The following is a 23,723-nucleotide window of genomic DNA, read 5'->3' as shown; positions in this document are numbered from 1 at the left end:
CAGTTTATAATCCACTTTGTTACTATAGGTTACCTGCTTAAGCGTAATAATCTATACCCGAATTTAAACTAGTTGCTTGATTTAAACCTAAATCGAGTTCTTCTGCCGAGAAATCATCCACATTTCCACCACTTGAACCGCCACTGTCTGCAAATCCTCCCTCACGGCGTTGTCCTTGGTCACCTTGAGAGACGTGACTGTCAGCGAGTTGCATGCCTTGTTCTTGTAATAATTCACGTAAACGAGGAATCGCTTGCTCAACCACATCGCGGGTCTGCGCCTGAGCAACATGGAATTGTACTTGCGTCTGCTCACCATGAACTTGTATTTTCACTATCATGTGTCCAAGTTCGGGTGGATCTAGGCGAATTTCCGCCTGTTGAATACCTTGGCTAACCATAGTAACAAGCTGCTGTTTCATCACAGGAGAAAAGCGCTGGATCATTTCCTGCATCTGATTTTGGTTTTCAACGCCTTGACGTAAGGAAAGATGAACCTGTGGTATCTCTTGGCGTTGAATTTGCTGGTTAGCTAAAGAGTGTTGTATCGATACCGCTTTAAAATCAACAGGCTTAAATTCTGTAACAGATTCTTCATGGCCAGTATCGAGCGAAGATAAGGCGTTTTCTTGCCGCGAATCCAGTGTGACGGCTAACTTGGCATCTTTTAACAATAATCCTGCCGAAATTTCGGCGCGTGAAGGATTGTCGTCAATAGCATTAGGCTCAACCGAAACCGCACCTAAGGCATTAAGCTCTTTAGTCGTAGAGTTTAATATCACGGCATCAGCATCGGTAACTGACACATTAGCTGTATTGACTGACGGTGACTGTCCAACCGTTGGCGCAGTCGTTTTATCTGTTGATGGGAGCGACAGATTTATCGACTTATTGCTTAGTTCAGCCTCTTTCGTCTCTAACTTGTTAGCTTCAGAGATAGATTCCCCTTCAATCGGTAAAATGGGGGTTTCTGGCGGTTTAACCCATTTTTCAGTTCGCATCTCTGCAAGCATTGATGCATCATCTATAAGCGTATCATCGGTCGAAGCGCCAGTCTTATCCACAGTTTCAGTATTCGCCGTTGCAATCAAACCTACTGTATTAATTGACTGATTTTGTTTATTTATAATATCTTCTGGAAGTGCAGATGCTCGTTCTTGTTGAAAAACAAATGTACCCGTTTGCTCTAAAACTTGTGCATCTAATGTATCATTCGTTAAGGTAACTTCATTTGACTGAGCAAATTTCGCTAGCTCATCTAAAAAAGTTGGCTTGATAGTCTCTTCCGTTGGTAAAGCGCCATCCTCTGTTGCAGGCGCTAAGATACTAGCGGCATCTTCTGTCGTTAATTGAGCTTCAAGCGGCAAAGAGTCGCTCGGAGCGGCCGCTTTTTTCATCTCGTTTGCCATGCCTATTTGAGCAAAAATCAAGCTAATATCAGCTTCATCATCTGCACTAGTATCATCAATATCTGTTTTCTGTTTTGCCGATTTGGCAGAAACATCTGGAGAAACATTGGTGTTAGTCGAGGATGAGCTAATAGATGTCACTGAAGCCAAAGCGGCAGAAAAGTCTTCACTATTAGCATCTTGCCCCAACATTTTACTTGAGCCAGCACTATTTTTCGCATTAGATACTAATAGGATATTGTTCATTTGTTGCATAAAAGCTCCTAAACATCCGCCCAGAGGAAAAAGAGCGTGGGCAAACGTCAATTTATACGGCTTTGGCTATATCTGGCATAAATCAAGCAAATAAAATGCCAACAAATGGATATTAAAAATTCGAGTATTATTGACTGTCGGATTGGTTAATTACTTCTTACGACGGAAAAATTGCTGCGAAGCAAATTCATCCGTCATTTTTTGCTCTTTTTTGAGCTCAATGACTTGGCGCTTTTTCTCTTTATTTTCTAAAAGTAGTTCCACAGCCTTACGTTTTTTTTGTTTTTCTAGCCAGTGCTGCTGACGGTAGTGTTTCTGCTTTTCACCATCGGCTACAACACGATTTTGCTGAGCAATAGCCTCATCGATTTGCCGAATAAAACGATGGAATTGGTGGTAATGACTCGCACTAATCGCCTGCCCCTGCTGGGACTGCATCTGCTTCATATAGTCCAAGCGATAATTGTTGAGTGCATCCAACTGATTTTGGCGCTTTTGACACTCTAGTTGCGCCGACTTTAGCAGCAGTGCGGCCTGCTCCTCTGCATCGAGGGCTAATTTCAACACAAGTAAGAGGGGATCGGCATTCGCCATAACAGTCTCGATTATTTACATTGTGCCGCGAGTTGCCCAAGCATGACTTGGCTATCGGCAAAACTAAAGGCATCACGCATGGTCTGCCGTAAAAAGGCATTCATCGCAGGTTGCAGGCGTATAGCGTTATCGATTCGCGGATCGCTGCCTTGGGCATAGGCACCAATCGAAATCAGATCCTTATTCTGTTGGTAGAGGGAATAAGTCTGCTTGACGCGGCGCATGGCTTCTAAGTGCTCGCTCGAAATCACCATTGGGGCCACACGGCTGATCGAAGCCTCAATATCGATTGCGGGATAATGCCCAGAATCCGCCAGCGAGCGTGAAAGCACAATATGTCCATCGAGGATCGCCCGAGAAGCATCGGCAATCGGATCCTGTTGATCGTCGCCCTCGGTCAGCACAGTATAAAATGCGGTGATAGAACCTTGTCCAGGCCCACCATTACCCGCCCGCTCAACCAAGCGTGGCAATTTAGCAAATACCGAAGGCGGATAACCTTTAGTTGCCGGCGGTTCACCTACGGCCAGAGCAATCTCACGCTGCGCTTGGGCGTAACGAGTCAGACTATCCATTAATAACAATACGTTATAGCCTAAATCACGAAAATACTCAGCGATACGAGTCGAAGTTTCACAGGCGCGAAGGCGCATCAAGGGTGAGGTATCGGCGGGCGCCGCCACCACAACAGAGCGTGCTCTGCCCTTTTCACCGAGGATTTCTTCAATAAATTCTTTAACTTCGCGGCCACGCTCCCCGACGAGTCCCACCACAATGATGTCAGCTGTCGTGCCCCGTGTCATCATCCCTAACAGCACACTCTTACCCACACCCGAGCCTGCAAATAGGCCCATACGTTGGCCCTTACCAACGGTGAGCATGGCATTGATGGCGCGCACACCCACATCGAGTGGTTCGGTAATCGCACGGCGAGAAAGTGGGTTGATGGCGTTACTGTGCCTTGGCGCCTGCTGTTCGGTCGATAACGCGCCAAGACCGTCTAACGGCACACCATTACCATCGAGCACGCGTCCCAATAGGGATAAGCCCACACTCAGCCCCGCTTGCTCACCGAGGGGGACGACACGGGCGCCGGGTAACACGCCGCGTAATTCCTCAATCGGCATAAGGTACAGCAGTTCATCGTCAAAACCGACGACTTCGGCAATCAACTCTCCAGCCATGGTTTCGATAGAGCACAGGCTGCCCACGGGCGCACGGCAACCACTCGCCTCTAAGGTTAAACCTACCACGCGCACAAGTTGACCACTGGCGACGGCTCGAAATGGCGGGACTTTGTCGATGCAATGATTCAATTTATTCAGCAGTTGATGGCGGCGATTTTGCATCTTGCTCTCCATCAGCTTGCGACTCTGTACTCAGGGACTCGGTGCTCTGCGCCTCGTCACCTAGCTCTGAACTCGATCCCCGTTTTGCAGCGTTTTCCTCATCGAGAACCGCTTGGCGCTGTTGCTGCTGGTGACTCAAATGGGACTGTTGATTACGTAAGGACTCAAACACCGCATCGATGCGCGAGGACAGGGTTAAGTCCACCAGCGAGCGTTGGCTGCTGATAATACAATCCCCAGAATTTAAGCTGGGATCGGCCTCTAACTGCCACTGATTACGGTTCAATTGGGTACTGGAATATAGCTGCTCCACCAAGGCAACATCATCGGGATGCATGCGAATACTGACGCTTTGCTCCTTGATTGGCAGAGATTCGACCCCTAAACGTAGCGCCGACAGGATTTGTTCTGGATGAGTTTTAAGTTCATGACCAATCACAGATTTGGCCAGCGCCATAGTGAGTGTCATTAAGGAATGTTCAATATCGCCATCGAGTAATTGCAATGGCTTTTCAAATTGGCTTAACAGTCCTTCGAAGCGGCTGACTAATGCCTTGGCTTCAGCAAGCCCAGCCTCAAGCCCTTGCTCATGACCTTGGGCTAGGCCCTCGGTATGGCCTTGCTCTAAACCTTCGAGTCTGCCCTGCTCCAGTCCTTCGGCATAACCTTGCGTCTTACCTTCGTTAAAACCTTCTTCTTCGGCTTGAGCGCGAATATCTTCAATTTCCGCCATGGTGGGTGGCGCAATGGTTTCGGCGGCCACCGCCTTCGGCGCTTGCTGCGGCGAATAACCAAAGAGGTTTGAAATACTCACCTCTTCGGTTTGGGTCACATCGGGTAATTGCCAATGGCTGAACTCGATCTCCGAGTCGCTCACCACCCGATGGGACAATTTATTGTCGCTATTGTCACTCCGATTAGAGGAACTCATCGCCGCCACCGCCGCCTAACATGATTTCACCGCTGTCACTTAATCGACGCGCAATTGACAGAATTTCTTTTTGGGCGATTTCCACTTCGCTGATCCGGATTGGGCCCATGGCCTCTAAATCGTCACGCAGCAATTCGGCAGCCCGTTTCGACATATTGCCCAATATTTTGTCTTTGAGCTGATCATCTGCGCCTTTCAGCGCCTTCATCAATACATCCTGCTGCACTTCACGCAGCAAGGTTTGGATACCACGGTCGTCCACATCGATCAGGTTTTCGAATACGAACATTAAGTCTTGGATTTGCTGCGCCATTTCCTCATCGGTTTCGCGCATGGTTTCCATCAACTGACTTTCGACACCCGTATCGAGGTAGTTCATAATGTTGGCCGCCGCCTTTAGGCCGCCCATCTTCGCTGCTTGCGCGCCGCCTTGACCGGCGAATTGTTTCTCCATGATGTCGTTTAATTCCTGCAATGCCGCAGGTTGCACTTCTTCAAGGTTAGCAATACGCATCATTAAGTCTAAGCGGGTATTCTCTGGGAACTGGCCGAAAATTTCCGCCGCTTGATCTGGCTCTAAATACGATAAAACAATGGTTTGGATCTGTGGATGTTCGTTTTGGATGATAGTCGCGACTTGGCGCGCATCCATCCATTTAAGCGAGTCCAAACCTTTGGCGCCGCTGCCCATGATAATTTGTTCAATCAAATTACCGGCTTTGTCTTCACCTAGAGCCGCGGTTAACGCCTTACGGACGAACTCTTCGCTGTTAAAGCCAATAGAAGAATACTTTTGAATATCATCGAGAAACAGCTTATGCACTCCGATGACTTTTTCCTGCCCAAAGTCTTCCATGGCCGCCATCGCCATACCGACCTTTTGCACTTGTTTAGGTTCTAAGTGCTTTAAAATAGAGGCGGCATCGGCTTCACTCAAACTTAACAGTAAAATCGCCGTTTTTTCGATGCCACTGAGATCCTTAATATTGAAACTTGAGGTTTCAGCGGCGTCTTTTGATTTATTCTCAGCCATTGTCTTGTAACCAGTTTTTCACGACTTGGGTTGAAAGCTCGGGCTCATTGGCCACAAGCGCACGGATAGCTTTAATCATATCATCATCTTTATGCAGATTAGGGATAAGAATTGAGCCATCGTCGGCATAACTATACTCTGCTTCTTTGGTATTGAGCATCCCTAAGGTGTCGGCAGCGTATTGATCCTCAATCTCGGCCAGCTCATTACCCAATCTTGAATCTTCAGGCATGTTCACACTGTCTGGGTAGATTAAGCGTTTCAGCATTGGGCGCACCACAGCAAGGATCAGCACTAAGATAACTAAGGCACCGATACCTAACTTAACGGCACGCCAGAACCAAGGCTGTTCCCAAAGCTCAGGCGCAGGTACATCTTCAACCAATTGATCCATAAAGGGAACAGTGACCACCTCTAAAACATCACCACGCTGCGCGCTAAAGCCTACCGCGCCTTCCAGTAAACGGCGGATATTGGTGAGCTCTTGCTCAGTGCGGGCAACGCGCGCCACTTGACCATTTTCACCCGCAGCGCCCGGTTTAAAGTCCACGGCTACTGACACACTGACGCGGCGCACTACGCCAATTTGCTGACGGGTATGGCTGATGGTGGTATCTAACTCAAAATTACGGGTCGCTTCGCGGTGCGAGTTACCTGCCGTCACGCTTTCTGTCGCCTTGGTCGCATCCTGAGGAATATTTGACTCCATCGGAGGTTGGTTCGACAACGCGCCAGGAATACCGCCAGTTGAACCGCCTGTCGAATTATTCTCAACAGTCATTTCGCTACGCAGCGACGGTAAGTCAGGGTTAAAACGTTTAGCGGTTTGCTCAACCGCGGTGAAATCCATGCTCACATCCACTTGGGAGGTGAAATTATCTGGGCCAAGGATGGGCGAGAGAATCGAATCAATCTTGGTTCGGTATTCGGCTTCTTTTTGTTGAACCAACTCAAGCTCGCGGCGCGCCCTGGCAGAGATGCCATCTTGGCTGCCAGAGTTCAGTAAACGGCCGTTAGAATCTGTGACGGTAACGCGAGATGGCTCTAGGCCCTGAACGGCAGAAGCGACGATATCCACAATCGCATCGACCTCTCCTTGGCCTAAACCGCCACGACGAGTGTTAATCACAACGGTCGCACTTGGTTGCGCGGTATTGCGGGCAAACACGTTTTCCTTAGGTAACGCTAAAATCACTTTAGCGCGGCTAACACTTTGCAGTTGTTCAATTGCGCGGGCGAGGTTTTCCTCTTGGCTATGCTTGAGGCGAGCCTGCTCCATTCTTTGGCTCACACCAAAACCACTGTCTTGGGTGAGAAAGTCTTTGTTTGAGGCGGCGGCACTATCAATACCCGCACGGCTCAGCATCATTTTAACTTCTTGGTATTTGTCCTCGGGTACCTTCACGACGTCAACATCGATTTGATACTTGATCTTATTTTTATCAAGCACGTCGAGCACTTGCACCATTTCTTGAGTTTCCATTTTACCCAATGGACGGTACTCAGGTTCCTGTGCCCAGATCATGACGAACACGGCTAACGCCAAACAAATGGCGAGGGCTAAAATCATGGTGATTTGACGCATCATATCGACGCCACCGAGACTCCCCAGCACGCCGGATTTATTTTCCTGTTGGACCCCTTGGTCCACTGCGCCGGCGTTTGATCCGACAATCATTTCTGTGCTCACGATTCGTACCTGCTAATTGCGTTATTCAAGGCCTAAACAGGCATGCTCATTATTTCTTTATAAGCTTCAACGAGCTTATTGCGCACTTGGACTGTGGCTTCAAAGGCAACACTGGCCTTTTCGCGGGCGATAACAGTATCAGAAAGGCTCACTGTCGTGTCACCCATTTCTAGCCTAGTCACGAGATTCGATGAGGTTGACTGCAAACCGCTAACATTACCAATGGCTTGAGAGAGAAGTTGCCCAAAGTCAGCACCGCTGGTGTTATTCACTTGCTGCACAATATTATTGGGTGAAATCCCAAATGAGGGTTTGATCTCACCTTGAAGTGACTGCATTTCTTGCAGTAATGAATTCGCGCCAATTTGCATGTCGTGCTCCCCATCGTCGAGTTATTGACGATTAAACTCTCTAGATAAACAGGATATGCAAAAGCACGGCCAAGTTTTCACTTAGCCGTGCTAAAAAGAATTGAGGGAGTCGTCAAATATGAAATCACCAAAGGGTGACCCCAGTGGCAATGGCTTTAGACAAGGTACAAAACACAACTTAGTTGGGCAATTGAATCCCCATATCGCGCATTCTGGCCATCTTGTATCTTAAGGTGCGCGCACTGATCCCAAGTTTTTCGGCAACCAGCTTACGACTACCTTGGCATTGCGCTAAGGTTTCGAGAATGATCACATGCTCCTGCGCTTTTAACTCTTCACCTAAACCTTCCGGCTCGTTGGCGTATTCGGCGTCATCGGATGACAGAGGCACATCTTGGGCATCGATAATAATATCGTTGGCACTAATCACAGCCCCAGCACGTAAAATTAACGCGCGTTGGACAACGTTATCCAACTCCCGCACATTACCCGGCCAGCGGTGACTGAGTAAACGACGACAAGCAGCTTCATCAAACTCTGGTAAATCAAGCACATTTAGCGCCTTTGCGTGTTTAGCGAGTAAATGCCGAGCTAAGGGCAAAATATCAGCAGGACGTTGATTCAGTGCAGGCCAGGTCAGTGGAAACACGTTAATGCGATAATAGAGATCTTCCCGGAATTGCCCTGCGGCAACCACGGCCTTTAAATCCCGATTCGAAGTGGCAAGCACCCGAACATCTAACTTAATGGTTTTGCGACCGCCTAAACGCTCCACTTCTCGCTCTTGCAGCACACGCAGCAGTTTAGCCTGAAGTCCCAAATCCATTTCAGATATTTCATCGAGTAATAAGGTGCCGCCCTGCGCCTGCTCAAACTTACCAGGACATGCCTGATAAGCCCCAGTAAAAGCGCCCTTTTCATAACCGAATAAGGTCGCCTCGAGCATATTCTCGGGGATGGCCGCACAATTGATGGCCACAAACGCCTCTTCGGCACGGCTACTATGTTGATGAATATAACGGGCTAATACTTCTTTACCCGAGCCGCTTGGCCCGAGGATCATCACCGAAGCATCAGAAGCTGCAACCCGCTGTGCTAAGGATAGTAATGCAATGCTCTTTTCATCCGCCACGACGGGTTGATCGCTATTTTGTTTGAGTGGTAAATAGCGGGAAACTTGATTGAGCAACACCTCTGGAGCAAAGGGTTTAGCCAAATAATCCACGGCGCCCAATTTAATTGCACTGACAGCACTACCAATGGTGGCATATGCCGTCATCAGCAACACCGGCAGCTTGGGGTGATGCTGCTGTAAGTAATTTAATAAGCCTAAGCCGCCAATGCCCTGCATCTGCACATCGCTGATCACTAAGTCAAACTGATGTTGCTTCAATGCGATAATGGCTTCCTCGCCGGAGGCCACATCGATGCAGTCGTATTGCGCCAACATTAAGGTATCGAGCAAAGCCTCACGCAGGGACGCATCGTCTTCGACTAAGAGTAATTTGGCTTCAGACATAGGGTTTCTCCAGCGGAAATACTGCAGCCGATTTCGCCTGCGGGAAGGTTAGCGACACGGTACAACCTTTATTGGGCATACAACTCAATTGGATTTGGCCGCCATGATTGCGCACCACAGACTGCACAACGGCTAAGCCTAGACCCGTTCCTTGCGCTTTGGTAGTAAAGAACGGCTCCAACACTTTTTGTTGCATCTTGGCATCCAGCCCTTTGCCATTGTCGACCACATTGAGGACTAACTGCTCGCCGATATCATTGGCGACGATTTGGATCTGCGTTGCCCCAGCTTCAAGGCTATTCATCACCAGATTATTCACGGCTGAACTGAGCGCATTCACATTCGCCAGCATTAAGCTATTAGAAATATTGGTTACCGCCAGTTCAGCGCCATGCTTAGCAACTATTGGTTCACAGTTAGCAACAACATTCTCGATAACATCATTAAGATTAATCAGTTCGCCCAGCTCATCTTGACGTCCTTTGGCCATCAGCAGCATATCGTTCACTTGGCGTTCAAGCTCATTGAGTCTATCCACTAATTTCTGCTGAAATTTTGCCTTAGCAGATTCCGATAATTTGGGACTGGCCAGATTAGCAGCATAGAGCAGTGCAGCCGACAGTGGAGTCCGCACCTGATGCGCCAGCGTCGCGACCATTTTGCCGAGGGCTGACAGGCGCTGCAGATGGGAAAGATTCTTTTGCAGTAGACGAGTTTCGGTCAGATCCGTCAGCACAATTAATTGGCCAGGTTCCGGCGTTAATGGGGTAATCGCAAATTTGACTCGGCGGCCATTGCGTAATGAGACTTCATGGCCATCATCGTCCTGTGGCGCAAACGCCGTATGGATCACATCAATCCAGCGGGCGCCGCATAACGACTGCTCCAGCAATTCGACGGCAACGGGGTTTGCATCAGTGACAATACCATCACCGTTCAAAATCACCACGCCAGAGGGCATAGCCTGTAAAATATGCTCCATCCGATTGGACATATTGGCGGCCTCACGCAGTTGGTTCCATTGTTTGCTAGTGTGCTTGAATGTTTCAATTTGCGCTAGTGGATGAGCAGACATAGTCACTCCGTCAAAAAATTGCTTATGACGGAGTGCTTGCAGATTCTATGCCAAATTAAGAAATGAATTTAGATAGATAAAACAATAAGATAAATAACATCAAAATGACTATTCTTTCGTCATTCCGTACTTACGCATTTTCTCAACCAAGGTAGTACGGCGAATACCGAGCATTTCTGCAGCACGCGCAACGACGTTATCCTGCAGCTCTAACGCCTGACGAATCATATCGATTTCAAGCTCAGCCAGCAGATCCTTGAGGTTAACGCCTTCAGGTGGTAACTCACTGGGGAAACGCGTTTCAGGAATTTCTACTGGCTCTTCGCTGGTGAAAATCGAAGCGAGCGCATCACGTTCTTGCTGCTCTTCACTGAGTTCGACACTATACTCAGGCACATCAATATGACGATACTTTATCGGCAAGTCGTTCACATCAACTAAACCGCCTGGATATAAAATCGTTAGGCGTTCAACAAGGTTAGATAACTCCCGGACGTTACCTGACCAAGCATGTTCTTTTAACGATTCAATAGCACGCTGAGTAAAACGAACTTTGCCACGCCCCTCGTTATAGACACGACTCACTAACTCTTGCAGCAGTAAAGGAACATCATCCTTACGCTCACTTAATGCTGGCATTTCGATCGGGAAGACGTTAAGGCGGTAATAAAGATCTTCACGGAACTCATTGCTGCTGATCATAGTTTCAAGATCCCTATGGGTTGCCGCTACGACACGTACATCAGCATTAATCGTTTTAGTTCCCCCAACACGCTCAAAGACACGTTCTTGCAACACGCGCAGCAATTTTACCTGCATTTGCAAAGGCATGTCGCCAATTTCATCGAGGAACAGCGTGCCACCTTCGGCAAGTTCGAAACGGCCCTTACGAGAACTAATTGCCCCAGTAAAAGAGCCCTTTTCATGGCCAAATAATTCACTCTCCAATAACTCAGGCGGAATCGCGCCACAGTTAACCGGAATAAAAGGACCATCTCGGCGCTCAGATAAATAATGAATGTTCCGAGCAACCACTTCCTTACCCGTCCCCGACTGACCCAGGACTAATACAGTGGCATCAGAGGTGGCGACTTGGCTAATCAAGTGACGCACATTGGCAATGCCTTCACTACGACCCACTAAGCTACGAAACAGTTTGGTTTGATTTGCACTGGTTGGGACTTGTGGACGTTTGACTTGCCCATAAACCTGACAAAAATGCAGGAGTTCGGTTAGTTGTGGGTAGTTTAATGGCTCTTCAATGTGACCCAGTACATTCGACACTTGCAGATCATCTACATTGCCAAATAACAAAATGGGTTGCCATGGGTACTGACTCGCAAGTGACTTGAGAGCATCAGCTGGCATGTTATCAGCAGTGACCACTAAAGCGCGGAACCGGGTATCTTGCAGACAAAGACTTAACTTTTCGATGGCGACGATTTCAATCTGCTCACCCAAAAATTCAAAAATGCAACACAGGCGACTTAAGCGCTCTGATGGGGTTCCGACAAGTAAAATTCGTTGATCTGTTTGCATCATTCAGTAGGCCGTAAAGCGCTAATTAGGTATCAATTCGCATTAATTATTTATGATTAGTTGCTGTAAAAGCTTAACAAATTCAATGTAACAATCTGTGCCACCATCACTACTGTGATGAATATTGTATTATCAGCAGTCGAGAAGCAAGCCTCGAATGCCGATTCTGCCAAACTGAATTGATTTTAGTTCATTTAAGCTATGATTCTAGCTAAAAAGGTCAATTAATTGACACAAGACAAAAAAGACGCACTTTAGGGTGCGTCTTTTTTATTACTTAAAAGTAGGGTTAACGAGCTTCTTCAGTATGGGAAGATATATTGTGTTTATCTACAGGGATGGCATCCCACCCTTCTTTGATGGTTCGTAAAATATCACAAACATCATCAATGGCCTTTACATCGTTATTGAGGTTAGCTTCAGAAATCTTACGTAACATAAAATCGTATAAATCACTCAAATTTTTAGCTATTTGCCCACCGGCATCCATGTTCAAACTATTACTTAAACCAGTAATAATACCGATAGCTTTATTAATATAAATACCTTTATTGGCCAAATCATTTTGCTCAATAGCGTAACGGCTTTGTGCCAAACGTTGCAGCGCTCCAGCAAACATTAACTGAATGATTCGATGCGGTGAAGCTACAGTGATCTCACTTTCTAACGAAACCTTACGATATGATTGCAGTGAACCTCTCATAAACACCTACCTATTTGAATCTATAGTCTCGTAAACACTGATCTTGCGCTTATTCTTACTGCCCGCATGTAATAATGCTTGCCTGTCCGCCATGATGTGATTTGCCTTAATAGTGAACTCTTTAGTGAGGTCAAGCTGACACTGAAGATAATCAGCGTCCGTCATGCTAGCATCAGCCACTAATACATTGAGTAAAAGTTGACGCTCTCCAACGAGTACCTGCAAATTTGACACCAACTCGTCAGTTTGAGGATATTCTGCGGGAATTCGTGTCAATTGGCTAAGAAGCTGACCCAATGCAGTATTCAATTCGTCAAGTTGTCTCACGAGCTTATCCCCCTTACAAATCCAATAGGACTAACTCTTTTTGACTACACCAGGAAGCGAGTTTAAACTAGCAAGTAAACTACTACTCTGCTGGTTAAGTTGTCCTACGACAAGATCCATTGCATTAAACTGTTTTGTTAAACGGGCAGTTAACTGGTCCATTTTAAGAGTAAAAGCTTCTCTTTGTTCTGCTAACCTACTTTGCTGATTAGTATAACTTGTCTCTCTATCTGCAATCAGGCCTCGGGATTTAACATAGCTTTCAGAAACATCGTAAAACCGATTAGCTAAGCCTTTTTCTGGTGTAGCAAAGAGAGCTTCAACACTAGACATATCCTCAGAAAGCACTTTATCAAGCTTAGTATCATCAATAGATAACTTACCATATCTATCTGTTTTGATACCTATATCATACAAAGCTATAGAACCACCATCTTCGGTAGGCACTCGTTCGCTCGCAATACTACGGAGTTGTGATTCAATCGAACGGATCATCGAGTCGCCCTGCAATGCCGCTGCAGTATTTGTATCTTGATCGTAGGATGACAGCTTATCGACCGTTGTAACTAAGCTATTGTAGGCATCAACAAATGCCTTAACGTTTGTTTTAACTGCATCGTTATCTTGTTCTATTTTGAGTGAAGTGGTTTTAGTAAGATCAGCATCTGTTAACTGTAAAGTCACACCTGTAATCGCATTCTTAACTTCATTAGTTTGCGAGGTGACTTTTTGGTTATCAATATAGATCACTGCATTTTTGGCATCTTGTAATGTTGTAATATTACTGGCATCAAACATATCACTGAGCCCTGAGCCTGAAGTGTCAGTCGCAGTAATATTGATTTGATTATCCTCACCCGTTTTATTGGAACTAAACACCAATCGACTACCAGCATCACTGGTAACTACGGTTGCGGTAACACCCACATTGTCAGAAGCTTTATTGACTTTTTTGGCTATTGCATCAAGGGAATCTGTTGCGGCTATATCAACAGAGAAATTTTTTCCATTGATGTCAAAATCTAGGCTTCCTTCACCAACACCAGATGCAGGATTCGCAACATTTGCTCCTGCAATCTTATGGTTGACAGCAAGCTGTTCAACTTTAATAGCATAACTACCTGTTTGAGCTGTTTTATCAGCAGTTGCAGTTAAATATGTACTATTACTAACGGATATTTTGCGTTGATTTAAAGCCTCACCGGTTTGTAATTTTTTTACGGCATCCTGAAATGTCGTCAGTGCGCTTTTTAAGGTTCCCATAGCAGAAACCTCAGCTTTAATGCTATCTTCTTGTGCTTTAAACATTGCTTCTTTAGGAACTTTTTCAGCATCCACTAATACTTTTACAATGTTAGCAGTATCTAACCCTGAACCGATACCTGTCGCTGTGATTGCCATACAAACCCCTTACTCATCAACTATCACTATATTTAGTAATGTCAGTATTTAAGCCTCTGTTTTCATCAAAAGCCCTGTCACTTCAGATAGCTTTTCAGCTAATGCTAGTGCTTCTTCACTCGGCATTTGTCTAATGACATCACCCGTATCTTTGTCTAAAACAGTCACAACGGCTTGACCTGACTTCTCATCAACCTTAAATGCAAGCCCCTTACGCATCATAGACATCATATCCGACAGCTCAGTAGCAATTTGCGTAAGTTTAGCCGGATTAAATTCGTTATCGACACCATCTTGTGCAATGGTTTGTTCAATTGTCGATACTGCGGCATCTCCCTTTAACTCAACTCCTGAAGCTGGAGTCTTTGGAGACACTTGAGCTAAATCGACTTTATTGTGAACCATAGTAGCTGAATTTGATATATTGATATCCATAGCCACACCTCACCATATTAACCCCTTGTTTTATTTATCATAAAACAAGTCTACTTTAAAAGCTTTATCAACCTTTAATGTGGCAAAGGGAGATCCGTTGCCGAACCTCCCTTAGAGCCTTATACTTCAGTATGTTATTAAAGTAGTGATAAGGCCACTTGAGGTAATTGGTTAGCTTGTGCCAACATCGCAGAACCCGTTTGTTGTAACACTTGGTTCTTGGTCATTTGCGATGTTTCTTTCGCAAAGTCAACGTCTACAATACGGCTCTTCGCATCAGCAACGTTAGCTTGCGTATTAGCACTATTGCTGATGTTGTAAGCTAAACGGTTTTGTATAGCACCTAATTTTGCCCTTTGGTTATCAATTGACTTAATTGCTGCATCAATATTTGTTAGTGAAGTACTTCTCTGGGCTGCAGTAGAAACCTTAACATCCGAAGCCTGTACCTTTAGAGCACTTGCAGTCACTTTAGACACAGAAACCGCTATATCCTCTTTATTCTGGTGTCCCACTTGGAATGTCTTACCAGTAGAAAATGAACCATCCAGTAACTTAGTGTTACCAAATGCTGTTGTATTAGCAATAGCAGTAATCTCAGTTGCAAGCGCGTCCAGCTCTGATTTTATCGCATCAAGATCGGATGTAGAATTTGAACCGTTTTCAGACTGAATAGTCAGATCACGCATACGTTGCAACATATTAGTTTGTTCTTGCATCGCACCTTCAGCAATTTGGGCAATTGAGATTGCATCGTTTGCGTTACGCATGCCTACGTCCAAACCACGGACTTGGCTATTTAAACGGTTAGAAATGGCTAAACCAGCGGCGTCATCTTTTGCGCTATTAATACGCAGACCACTGGATAAACGTTCCATGGAGGTGGCCAAGCCGCTTGCTGAAGTATTTAGGTTTTTCTGTGCTTTCAAAGATGTAACGTTTGTGTTTACTGTAATGGCCATGATCGTTTCCTCTTTATACCTGGCTTTATCTAAACTTGCCTGTCTGCTTAAGCCAGGCGGGTCTTAGTGGTTACAGTATATTTAACGGCCATCTTTTTTTTATCTTTAGTATTATTTTTAAAAAATTTTTATGTTTATAAAAAAATCTTTTTTTTCATAAAGATAAAGCTTTTCAATTAAAAACTTTGCCTACTTTTCTAATCGTAGCTAGAAAAAGTAGGCAAAAGTACTCTACAAAAGATACGCTAACTTAAGCTTAGCCCAACAATGACAACGCCACTTGTGGTAATTGGTTTGCTTGAGCGAGCATCGCAGACCCAGTCTGTTGCAGTACTTGGTTCTTAGTCATAACTGACGTTTCTTTCGCAAAGTCAACATCCACAATACGGCTCTTCGCATCGGCAACGTTAGCTTGAGTATTAGCACTATTACTAATGTTATAAGCTAACCTATTCTGAATCGCACCCAAGTTTGATCTTTGCTTATCAATGGCTTTAATTGCTGCATCAATATTTGTTAGTGAAGTACTTCTCTGGGCTGCAGTAGAAACCTTAACATCCGAAGCCTGCACCTTTAGAGCACTTGCAGTCACTTTAGACACAGAAACCGTAATATCCTCTTTATTCTGGTGCCCCACTTGGAATGTCTTACCAGTAGAAAATGAACCATCCAGTAATTTAGTGTTACCAAATGCTGTAGAGTTTGCAATTGCTGAGATTTCAGAGGCTAATGCATCAATTTCTGATTTAATTGCATCAATATCAGAAGTTGAGTTCGCACCGTTTTCTGCTTGGATGGTCAAATCACGCATACGTTGCAACATATTAGTCTGCTCTTGCATTGCGCCTTCAGCAATCTGGGCAATAGAAATGGCATCGTTTGCATTACGCATACCCACATCTAAGCCCCGCACTTGACTATTTAAACGGTTTGAGATTGCTAAACCCGCAGCGTCATCTTTGGCGCTATTAATACGCAGACCACTCGATAGACGTTCCATAGAGGTTGCTAAGCCACTACTGGATGTATTTAAATTTTTCTGTGCCTTCATCGAAGTCACGTTGGTATTAACTGTAATAGCCATAATTTTTTCCTCTTCTAAGTATCTTGCCAAGACTTCGAAGCTTGGCCATTTCCAATCTTGAAACTACCTATGTATTCAGGTTGTTACCCCAAAATATCACGCTTAAATATAATCAAACAGGGAAACAGAACCCACCTTACTAAACACGCTAGAGACTGCGTTCAATGCAAGCTGCTGCTTTGCAAATTCCGTAATCGCTGACGCGTAATCAAGATCCTCAAGTAGAGAAAGAGCAGATGTATTCAACACTTGTTCCTCGATGTGAGTATCTTTGTAGCTTTCAACGGCTTTCAGATTATTCCCCGCCACACTTCTGGCAGAACTGATCTGATTGACACCACTATCGATGTCATTCAATATCTGTGCCAACTGAGATCGACCTTGAGGTGTGTTAGCTGAATTAGGATCTTCAATTAATGCGATCGCACGACTGATTGTATCGAAAATGCTGACTTCAGACTGTGGCTCCATGGTGAAACTATCGCCAGCGCTGGGTTTTCCAGAAATGTTGACTTCAATACCATTAAAACTTACAGGGGTTGCCGCATCAAAATTAGCAATGTTCGCCACTGGATTATTGGCTGAATCAAGTACTTGTAAATTGGTTCCACCAGAACCATTATCTGAAAAATTAAATGTATATGTATCAGCTAGATAAGTTGCTGGATCAGCAATCTTCGCCGTTTTAACACTAAACTCGCCCTGCTGGCTGGCCAAATAATTGACACTATAATCGCCAAGTCCATTGGGGGCTTTCATAAAAGCGGTGTCGCCAGGGACATTAGTTCCTAGTGCAACGCCAGACTGCACTAAACTATTTCGAATGCCAGAATCACCGCTATAAACTATTTTGGGTGGTGTAGAGTTATCGAAAGCAAAAGGCTCTTTATCCGTGCTGTAACCAGAGAACATATAGTTGCCAGATTCATCCTTACTATTGGCAATAGACAGTAACTCTTCTAAGCTTCCTTTCATTTCATCGGCAATCATTTGCCGCTCAGAATCCGCTAGTGTGCCGTTTACCGCTCGCATAACTTGTTCACGTATGGAAGATGCCAGATTTTCGGCACTCCCCAACTTACTTTCAGTTACTGCTAATCGATTAGTCGCGTAGTCAATATTCTTCATAAATTGATCGACTAAGGCATTGCGTTGATTCAGGTTATCGATACCTAGCGCCGCAACGGGATCATCACCCGCAGTATTGACTTTTTTGCCGCTACTGAGCTGTTCGAGGATCTTGCTAGTTGCCGTTTGCTTTTGCAGTACACTCGTAATGCTTTGATTAAAGATCTGCGCGGATGATAGTCGCATGATTAAATCTCCTAACGCACTGAAGTTAATAGGGTGTCAAAAATTTGTTGTGCCGTAGTCATGATACGAGCAGAGGCTTGATAAGCCTGTTGAAAACGCATTAAATTGGCGGCTTCTTCATCTAAGTTGACGCCCGATTCGCTTTCTACTCTGGCATAGGCTTGTTGGTAAATAGCCTCTGCAGACCCTACACGCACTTCGGCCGCTTTTGTCTTACTGCCTATGTCAATTTTTGTATTTTCAAATACATCCGCTAAGGTTGACTTCCCCCCATTCATCACTTTACTTTCGCTCAACTTAGCCATAGCGACAGCATTAGAGTTATCACCCTCGGCGAAGGATAAATCGAAGGTAAATCTGTCATTGCTAGCGGCTGCAGTGCTATCAACTTCAAAGGTAAAACCAAAGGCACTAATACTTGGTGGTGTATAAGGAGCGGCGGCGCCAAGGGAGGTTCCGGAGGCATCGAATGCTTCATAGGTTGGAGGCGCAGCCGTAGTATCGAGCTGAATAGTCAATTCACTGCCAGTAACGGGAAAGTTGGCGGCACTACGATTAGTAATTTGCGTCACTTTAACTTGGGTATTACCCGAGTTCGCGGTATCTGGTGTTATTTTAGGCGAAGCCGCAGCAATGCCTTTAGGATCCGTCATTTCAACGGTAATGCCGTTAGCGGCGCCCGCAGTAGGTCGAATAATAAAGCGATCACCTGAAGCCATCGCCCCTGCTTTAATATCGATTGAAAATCCAGCACCACCTTCTAAGGTCGACCCATTTAACGTCAGTGGTGTAATTACCCCTGTTTCTGTATCCCTTAGTTCATAGGAGGCCGGCGCAGTAAAAGATAACTCATATGAGCCACCCGTTAATAAGCTTGTGTCATCAATATTCACGCCTAAGGTTGCGTTACCAGTATTGTTTGAATAGCCACCAACACGACCCAATGACATCAAAGGATCATTAATATCCCTAAAGATATTCGCTCCCACTTGGCCATTTAGATCTAATCCTTGTTGCTGCATTTTGTTGAAGTTATCAGCAATCCCCAGGGCCAACTGATCAAGCTCATGGCTTGCAGGAATTAACGTTTGATCACGGTACTCAAACAACGCCCCTAATTGCCCACCTAACTTGCTCGGATCGGCAGCAACACTTTGTGAGCCAATACTTGACGTCAATTGCAATTCATTGGGAAATGGATCTCCAGTTTTAGTATCCATCGTCATGGCGATTTCACCGGAAACCAACATCACCGAACCACCTAACATAATACTTTTTGCACCATTCTCTTGAGGAATTACATTCACCTGAGCATATTGGCTTAGCTCTTGAATGAGTGCATCTTGCTTATCGAGTAACATGGCATCTTGATTTGGCGATTTCATCAGCTCGAGATTTAAATTAGCCAGCTCCTTACTAATCTCGTTGATGCGCTTAGTCATCCCCGTGATCTGGTCATTGGTTTGCGTAAGCTGGCCATTTAGACTCGATTGCATCTGATTCAAGCTACTTGCCACTTGTTTAGCATCAGTCAGGGTTGAGCTGCGAAGACCTAAATCAGCAGGTAAATCCGCTAAACTGTTTACTCCAGCAAAGAGAGAATTTAAGCTCTGCGGCACCATTTTACCGGTTTGAGAAAACAGTTGGTCGAGCTCACTGAGTTTGCCATAACTCGCTTCAGCACCACTTAGGGTTGTTTGTCCAATACGTAATTCTCTTGCCGCATAGTCGTTGTAAATACGTTTTACATCATCAACGTAAGTCCCCGTGCCATAAAAACTATTACCAAGCCGTTGTGACTCTAGCGTCGACTGGGTTGCCACCTGCCTGTGATAACCTGCGGTATTCGCGTTGGCAATGTTATTACTGGTAACCCCAAGTTGCGACTGCGAGGCTAGCACCCCAGTACGAGCAATATTTAATAGGTCAATCGCCATTAGCCGACACTCCTCAGAACTAATAACCTATGAAGATTTATCATTTGTCTTCTCCTTGCAGTATCGACTTAAGCTCTTGGCTTATTGTCTGCATCACTTTAATGACTTTCTCAGCATATTTTGGATCGGTGGCATAGCCCGCATCCTGCAATGCACGAATAAATTGGGTTGGTGAAGCGGCGACTTTTTTAGCATCTTGATAACGCTCACCCTCAGCAATAAAGGTGACAAAATCGTTAAAACTATGTTCAAAATCAGTGTAAACGCGAAAATCGGCTTTTTGTCTAACGGCAATACCCTGCTCAAACTCCAAGGTACTCACGTTAGCCTTATCCCCAAGCCAACGGCGATCAGCCTTAATGTTGAATAGGTTGTGACTAGGTGCACCATTGCTACCTCGTACAATTTTCTGTCCCCAACCGGTTTCGAGCGCCGACTGCGCCAGTAGCACTTCAGGTTGGGTACCCAAAGCCTTAGCCGCTTTTTCTGCATGGGGATACAAGGTCGCCAAAAACTCTTCCCGACTACCAAATTTGAGTGTCTTTTGGGTTTCTCTAAATGCCACTGTCGGCAATATTTGGCCGCTGATAACAGGTTCTATCGGTGATAAGGGTTGCTCAGACCAGGTAGGCTTAGGTGTATCTATCGCCAACAAGCGTTCAGGTCGGTCAATGTCTAAGGAAGAAGTGACACCATCGGCCTTTTCAAATTCAACATTTGGACGCGCTATCGATGCAGGTACACCTTGTGCGGCTTGTTCTGAAGTGTTGCTATTTATAGCTTCAGCAGTCGATGGGGCTTGAACAGGAATATTAAAGGCTTTAGCGTCATGTTCTAGTTTCATGCCACCATCATTACGTAGCACCGATGCAGGTGTTAGCTGGCTTGACTCAGGAGACAACTGCTGCACCATCATGTCAGCCAGCCCCAGCACACCTTTATCCGATAAGTCGACGGATAATTGCTGATCCCGCATCTGCTCATAAAATTTGGTGTATTGACTATTGAGAGGGCTGTCAGACTCAAACACCGCATTAGCATCACGCATGCTCTTCATCAGCATTTGCACAAAAACGCCTTCAAATTGCTGGGCGACTTTTTTCAAAGCGCCCTTTTCATCTTTCTGAGCCTGGGCGCGCAGGTTATCGAGCCCGCCCAGATCAAGAAAATGTGATGAACTTGAAAGCTTTTCCATGATTTTCCCGACAGAAATTAGATGATGATAAGTTCACCATGCAAAGCTCCTGCCACTTTTAACGCTTCCAGAATGGCAAGGACATCAGAAGGGGCTGCACCGACCAAATTCACGGCGCGCACTAATTCATCTAAGGTCGTGCCGGGATTAAACATAAACATCCGACGATCACTTTCAGTCGCATTTATCGTGCTATTGCTGGTCACTGTTGTTTGGCCATTGGCTAGCGCATTTGGCTGAGACACCTGAGTCGCTTCGGCGATCGTCACAGTCAAACCACCATGAGTCACAGCCGCAGGTAATAACTTGACGTTCTGCCCAACGACTATCGTGCCAGTACGCGAATTCACAATCACTTTGGCAGACTCCTCAGCAGGTTCCACCTCAATATTTTCGAGCGTAGCTAAAAAAGACACCCGTTGTGATACATCCCTTGGTGCACTGACCTGAATCGACGTTGCATCCAATGGGCGTGCCATATCAGGGCCGAGCAGATCATTAATCGCATCGGCCATACGCTGCGCGGTCGAAAAATCCGAGCGACGTAGGTTAAACGTCAAATAATCGCCAGTAGAAAACGGCGTAGCCACAGTGCGTTCAACAATTGCGCCGTTAGGAATACGGCCAACCGTTGGCGTGTTTTGAATCACTTTCGAACCATCCAAACCATCGGCACTAAAACCACTTACCACTAAGCTGCCTTGGGCAATCGCATATACATTGCCATCAACCCCTTTGAGGAAGGTTTGCAATAACGTCCCACCACGTAAGCTTTTTGCTTCACCGAGGCTTGAAACGGTCACATCCAATTCTTGGCCCGGTTTAATAAACGCTGGCATATCGGCATGCACAGCAACCACGGCTACGTTTTTGATTTTGGGTCTAAAATTTTCAGGCAAATTGATGCCGAAATTTTTAAGCATGGTGGTGAATGTTTGCTCTGTGTAATTGGTTTTCTCACCCGTACCAGGTAACCCCACGACTAAGCCATAACCAATTAACTGGTTATTTCGTACCCCTTGCACATTAGCAATATCTTTAATGCGTTCAGCCTGGCTTGGCATCGAAAACGCTAACATAACAACGGCCAAAATGAGTTTATATTTCATGATATGACTCCTTAGAAGGGCCACCAATCGCTCATAAAGAACTGGCTTAACCAGCCCACTTTTTGCGCTTCGGCGAAAGTACCAGTACCGCTATATTGAATACGCGCATTGGCCATACGGGTTGAATCAATGGTGTTATCTGGCTTGATATCCTGCGAGCGTACAATACCGGTCACGCGAATAAACTCATCACCATTGTTGATTGAAATCCACTTTTCACCGCGCACAACTAAGTTACCGTTATTGAGCACTTGCATAATATTGGCGGAGATACTGCCATCTAAGCTATTGCTTTGATCTGCATCGGATTCACGCTTAGTATTCATGCTGTCTTTGTAGCGTAAATCGAGGGGAATACCGCCTAAAGACACATTGCTCCCACCGGCATAAATGGGATCGAGTGTCATATCAGAACCTTTTTTGATCTGATTACCGGCACTCTTTTTCGCCTGAGTCGCTTCTTTCAACACGATAGTGATAATGTCACCGACTTTATGGGCACGAATATCCGAGTAAAGACTCGCCGCTTGGCTATCTTGGTAAATCGACCCCGTTGCAGCAATTTTAGTCGGTGGTGCTTCGGGATAAACTGGGGCATAGAAGGGATCATCCGCAATCGGCTTCTTTGGAGTTGAACTACATGCCGCCAGCAAGAGCGTACTAGCCAATAGTAGATATCTAGCCATGATCATGTGCCTCTATAGATTCTGATTCACATAAGCCAGCATCTGATCGACCGCCGAAATCACTTTGGAGTTCATCTCGTAGATCCGCTGACTTTCAATGAGGTTAACTAGCTCTTCGGTCACGTTCACGTTAGAGGTTTCTAACGCACCTTGACGAATCGCTCCCATACCATCAAGTGATGCAGTGCCTTGAATAGGCGTACCACTCGCACCAGTTTCGGTGTATAGGTTTTGTCCCATAGGATCTAAACCCGACGGGTTAATAAAGTCGGTCATACTGAGCTGCCCAACGACTTGGTTTTCCGCCGCACCTGGTGTTTTTACCGAGACTTCCCCTTCAGCAGAGACAGTAATACTGGTTGCATCCTCAGGAATAGTGATCGCAGGTTGCAACACATAACCCGAACCCGGCGTGACAATTTGCCCTGTATCATCTAAGGTAAATTGACCATTACGGGTATAAGCCGTAGTCCCATCGGGGAGCTGCACTTCGAAAAATCCAGGACCTTCAATCATCAAATCGAGCGAGTTATCCGTGGTCAGCATATTGCCTTGGGTAAACATTTTTTGGGTGGCTACCACCTTGGTACCCGCACCAATGTTCAAACCGTTTGGCAACTTAGTGTTAGAGGCGCTGATCCCACCCGCTTGGTTAACAGTTTGATAAAGTAAGTCTTCAAATACCGCGCGGCTTTTTTTATAGCCCACAGTACTGGCGTTAGCGACGTTGTTTGAAATCACCGCAATATCGGTTTGCTGTGCGTCTAAGCCAGTTTTACTAATCCATAACGCTGGATGCATAATTT

Annotated in this window: 22 protein-coding genes; all 22 read right to left on the bottom strand. The window is 45.6% G+C overall.

Annotated features, from left to right (window positions below; translation table 11 throughout):
* Positions 1 to 37: 37 nt before the first annotated feature.
* Entirely contained in the window at positions 38 to 1,663 is a 1,626-nt protein-coding gene (locus CEQ32_RS00275) for a flagellar hook-length control protein FliK (RefSeq protein ID WP_088585296.1), read from the bottom strand.
* Between the two features lie 150 nt (positions 1,664 to 1,813).
* Positions 1,814 to 2,257, bottom strand: coding sequence for a flagellar export protein FliJ (fliJ, locus tag CEQ32_RS00270; protein ID WP_047539527.1), 444 nt, complete (start codon positions 2,255 to 2,257; stop codon positions 1,814 to 1,816).
* An 11-nt stretch (positions 2,258 to 2,268) separates the two neighbouring features.
* The gene (gene fliI, locus CEQ32_RS00265; RefSeq protein ID WP_088585295.1) at positions 2,269 to 3,606 is read right to left on the bottom strand and encodes a flagellar protein export ATPase FliI; all 1,338 of its coding nucleotides are present in this window, start codon (positions 3,604 to 3,606) and stop codon (positions 2,269 to 2,271) included.
* Entirely contained in the window at positions 3,575 to 4,537 is a 963-nt protein-coding gene (fliH, locus tag CEQ32_RS00260) for a flagellar assembly protein FliH (protein WP_011716418.1), read from the bottom strand. Before fliH ends, fliI begins: the two co-directional genes overlap by 32 nt.
* Positions 4,524 to 5,570, bottom strand: coding sequence for a flagellar motor switch protein FliG (fliG, locus tag CEQ32_RS00255; protein ID WP_011716417.1), 1,047 nt, complete (start codon positions 5,568 to 5,570; stop codon positions 4,524 to 4,526). The genes fliH and fliG overlap by 14 nt, the downstream gene beginning before the upstream one ends.
* Positions 5,563 to 7,248, bottom strand: a complete 1,686-nt coding sequence (gene fliF, locus CEQ32_RS00250) for a flagellar basal-body MS-ring/collar protein FliF (protein ID WP_181382174.1) — start codon at positions 7,246 to 7,248, stop codon at positions 5,563 to 5,565. Before fliF ends, fliG begins: the two co-directional genes overlap by 8 nt.
* A 44-nt stretch (positions 7,249 to 7,292) precedes the next feature.
* Complete coding sequence (gene fliE / locus CEQ32_RS00245) at positions 7,293 to 7,631, bottom strand: flagellar hook-basal body complex protein FliE (RefSeq protein WP_088585293.1); 339 nt, start codon at positions 7,629 to 7,631, stop codon at positions 7,293 to 7,295.
* 178 nt (positions 7,632 to 7,809) lie between these two features.
* Entirely contained in the window at positions 7,810 to 9,150 is a 1,341-nt protein-coding gene (locus tag CEQ32_RS00240; RefSeq protein ID WP_088585292.1) for a sigma-54-dependent transcriptional regulator, read from the bottom strand.
* Entirely contained in the window at positions 9,143 to 10,225 is a 1,083-nt protein-coding gene (locus CEQ32_RS00235; RefSeq protein WP_088585291.1) for a sensor histidine kinase, read from the bottom strand. The genes CEQ32_RS00240 and CEQ32_RS00235 overlap by 8 nt, the downstream gene beginning before the upstream one ends.
* A 108-nt stretch (positions 10,226 to 10,333) precedes the next feature.
* Positions 10,334 to 11,767 (bottom strand): sigma-54 dependent transcriptional regulator, encoded by a 1,434-nt coding sequence (locus tag CEQ32_RS00230; RefSeq protein WP_047539521.1) that lies wholly within the window; start codon positions 11,765 to 11,767, stop codon positions 10,334 to 10,336.
* A 286-nt stretch (positions 11,768 to 12,053) separates the two neighbouring features.
* The gene (gene fliS / locus CEQ32_RS00225) at positions 12,054 to 12,467 is read right to left on the bottom strand and encodes a flagellar export chaperone FliS (RefSeq protein WP_088585290.1); all 414 of its coding nucleotides are present in this window, start codon (positions 12,465 to 12,467) and stop codon (positions 12,054 to 12,056) included.
* Between the two features lie 6 nt (positions 12,468 to 12,473).
* Positions 12,474 to 12,794, bottom strand: a complete 321-nt coding sequence (locus CEQ32_RS00220) for a flagella biosynthesis chaperone for FliD, FliT (RefSeq protein ID WP_088585289.1) — start codon at positions 12,792 to 12,794, stop codon at positions 12,474 to 12,476.
* Positions 12,795 to 12,824: 30 nt separating this feature from the next.
* Positions 12,825 to 14,195, bottom strand: coding sequence for a flagellar filament capping protein FliD (fliD, locus tag CEQ32_RS00215; protein WP_088585288.1), 1,371 nt, complete (start codon positions 14,193 to 14,195; stop codon positions 12,825 to 12,827).
* 48 nt (positions 14,196 to 14,243) lie between these two features.
* The gene (locus tag CEQ32_RS00210; RefSeq protein WP_088585287.1) at positions 14,244 to 14,630 is read right to left on the bottom strand and encodes a flagellar protein FlaG; all 387 of its coding nucleotides are present in this window, start codon (positions 14,628 to 14,630) and stop codon (positions 14,244 to 14,246) included.
* Positions 14,631 to 14,767: 137 nt separating this feature from the next.
* Complete coding sequence (locus tag CEQ32_RS00205) at positions 14,768 to 15,592, bottom strand: flagellin (RefSeq protein WP_088585286.1); 825 nt, start codon at positions 15,590 to 15,592, stop codon at positions 14,768 to 14,770.
* Between the two features lie 256 nt (positions 15,593 to 15,848).
* The gene (locus CEQ32_RS00200; protein WP_088585285.1) at positions 15,849 to 16,676 is read right to left on the bottom strand and encodes a flagellin; all 828 of its coding nucleotides are present in this window, start codon (positions 16,674 to 16,676) and stop codon (positions 15,849 to 15,851) included.
* Between the two features lie 102 nt (positions 16,677 to 16,778).
* The gene (gene flgL / locus CEQ32_RS00195) at positions 16,779 to 17,990 is read right to left on the bottom strand and encodes a flagellar hook-associated protein FlgL (RefSeq protein WP_011716405.1); all 1,212 of its coding nucleotides are present in this window, start codon (positions 17,988 to 17,990) and stop codon (positions 16,779 to 16,781) included.
* Positions 17,991 to 18,001: 11 nt separating this feature from the next.
* Positions 18,002 to 19,927, bottom strand: coding sequence for a flagellar hook-associated protein FlgK (gene flgK, locus CEQ32_RS00190; protein ID WP_122040723.1), 1,926 nt, complete (start codon positions 19,925 to 19,927; stop codon positions 18,002 to 18,004).
* Positions 19,928 to 19,967: 40 nt separating this feature from the next.
* The gene (locus tag CEQ32_RS00185) at positions 19,968 to 21,122 is read right to left on the bottom strand and encodes a flagellar assembly peptidoglycan hydrolase FlgJ (protein ID WP_088585284.1); all 1,155 of its coding nucleotides are present in this window, start codon (positions 21,120 to 21,122) and stop codon (positions 19,968 to 19,970) included.
* 17 nt (positions 21,123 to 21,139) lie between these two features.
* Complete coding sequence (locus CEQ32_RS00180; RefSeq protein ID WP_055647450.1) at positions 21,140 to 22,231, bottom strand: flagellar basal body P-ring protein FlgI; 1,092 nt, start codon at positions 22,229 to 22,231, stop codon at positions 21,140 to 21,142.
* A gap of 11 nt (positions 22,232 to 22,242) precedes the next feature.
* The gene (gene flgH, locus CEQ32_RS00175) at positions 22,243 to 22,917 is read right to left on the bottom strand and encodes a flagellar basal body L-ring protein FlgH (protein ID WP_011716401.1); all 675 of its coding nucleotides are present in this window, start codon (positions 22,915 to 22,917) and stop codon (positions 22,243 to 22,245) included.
* A 12-nt stretch (positions 22,918 to 22,929) separates the two neighbouring features.
* Positions 22,930 to 23,718, bottom strand: coding sequence for a flagellar basal-body rod protein FlgG (flgG, locus tag CEQ32_RS00170; protein ID WP_011716400.1), 789 nt, complete (start codon positions 23,716 to 23,718; stop codon positions 22,930 to 22,932).
* Positions 23,719 to 23,723: the final 5 nt, after the last annotated feature.

The sequence above is a fragment of the Shewanella sp. FDAARGOS_354 genome (genome assembly GCF_002209245.2).
Lineage (GTDB): Bacteria > Pseudomonadota > Gammaproteobacteria > Enterobacterales > Shewanellaceae > Shewanella > Shewanella xiamenensis.
This window is presented reverse-complemented; position numbering and strand designations above follow the sequence as displayed.

Excerpts from the sequence above, each read along its gene's own strand:
- CEQ32_RS00275 (WP_088585296.1), bottom strand. The coding sequence starts at position 1,663 with ATGCAACAAATGAACAATATCCTATTAGTATCTAATGCGAAAAATAGT.
- fliJ (WP_047539527.1), bottom strand. The coding sequence starts at position 2,257 with ATGGCGAATGCCGATCCCCTCTTACTTGTGTTGAAATTAGCCCTCGAT.
- fliI (WP_088585295.1), bottom strand. The coding sequence starts at position 3,606 with ATGCAAAATCGCCGCCATCAACTGCTGAATAAATTGAATCATTGCATC.
- fliH (WP_011716418.1), bottom strand. The coding sequence starts at position 4,537 with ATGAGTTCCTCTAATCGGAGTGACAATAGCGACAATAAATTGTCCCAT.
- fliG (WP_011716417.1), bottom strand. The coding sequence starts at position 5,570 with ATGGCTGAGAATAAATCAAAAGACGCCGCTGAAACCTCAAGTTTCAAT.
- fliF (WP_181382174.1), bottom strand. The coding sequence starts at position 7,248 with ATGATTGTCGGATCAAACGCCGGCGCAGTGGACCAAGGGGTCCAACAG.
- fliE (WP_088585293.1), bottom strand. The coding sequence starts at position 7,631 with ATGCAAATTGGCGCGAATTCATTACTGCAAGAAATGCAGTCACTTCAA.
- CEQ32_RS00240 (WP_088585292.1), bottom strand. The coding sequence starts at position 9,150 with ATGTCTGAAGCCAAATTACTCTTAGTCGAAGACGATGCGTCCCTGCGT.
- CEQ32_RS00235 (WP_088585291.1), bottom strand. The coding sequence starts at position 10,225 with ATGTCTGCTCATCCACTAGCGCAAATTGAAACATTCAAGCACACTAGC.
- CEQ32_RS00230 (WP_047539521.1), bottom strand. The coding sequence starts at position 11,767 with ATGATGCAAACAGATCAACGAATTTTACTTGTCGGAACCCCATCAGAG.
- fliS (WP_088585290.1), bottom strand. The coding sequence starts at position 12,467 with ATGAGAGGTTCACTGCAATCATATCGTAAGGTTTCGTTAGAAAGTGAG.
- fliD (WP_088585288.1), bottom strand. The coding sequence starts at position 14,195 with ATGGCAATCACAGCGACAGGTATCGGTTCAGGGTTAGATACTGCTAAC.
- CEQ32_RS00210 (WP_088585287.1), bottom strand. The coding sequence starts at position 14,630 with ATGGATATCAATATATCAAATTCAGCTACTATGGTTCACAATAAAGTC.
- CEQ32_RS00205 (WP_088585286.1), bottom strand. The coding sequence starts at position 15,592 with ATGGCCATTACAGTAAACACAAACGTTACATCTTTGAAAGCACAGAAA.
- CEQ32_RS00200 (WP_088585285.1), bottom strand. The coding sequence starts at position 16,676 with ATGGCTATTACAGTTAATACCAACGTGACTTCGATGAAGGCACAGAAA.
- flgL (WP_011716405.1), bottom strand. The coding sequence starts at position 17,990 with ATGCGACTATCATCCGCGCAGATCTTTAATCAAAGCATTACGAGTGTA.
- flgK (WP_122040723.1), bottom strand. The coding sequence starts at position 19,927 with ATGGCGATTGACCTATTAAATATTGCTCGTACTGGGGTGCTAGCCTCG.
- CEQ32_RS00185 (WP_088585284.1), bottom strand. The coding sequence starts at position 21,122 with ATGGAAAAGCTTTCAAGTTCATCACATTTTCTTGATCTGGGCGGGCTC.
- CEQ32_RS00180 (WP_055647450.1), bottom strand. The coding sequence starts at position 22,231 with ATGAAATATAAACTCATTTTGGCCGTTGTTATGTTAGCGTTTTCGATG.
- flgH (WP_011716401.1), bottom strand. The coding sequence starts at position 22,917 with ATGGCTAGATATCTACTATTGGCTAGTACGCTCTTGCTGGCGGCATGT.
- flgG (WP_011716400.1), bottom strand. The coding sequence starts at position 23,718 with ATGCATCCAGCGTTATGGATTAGTAAAACTGGCTTAGACGCACAGCAA.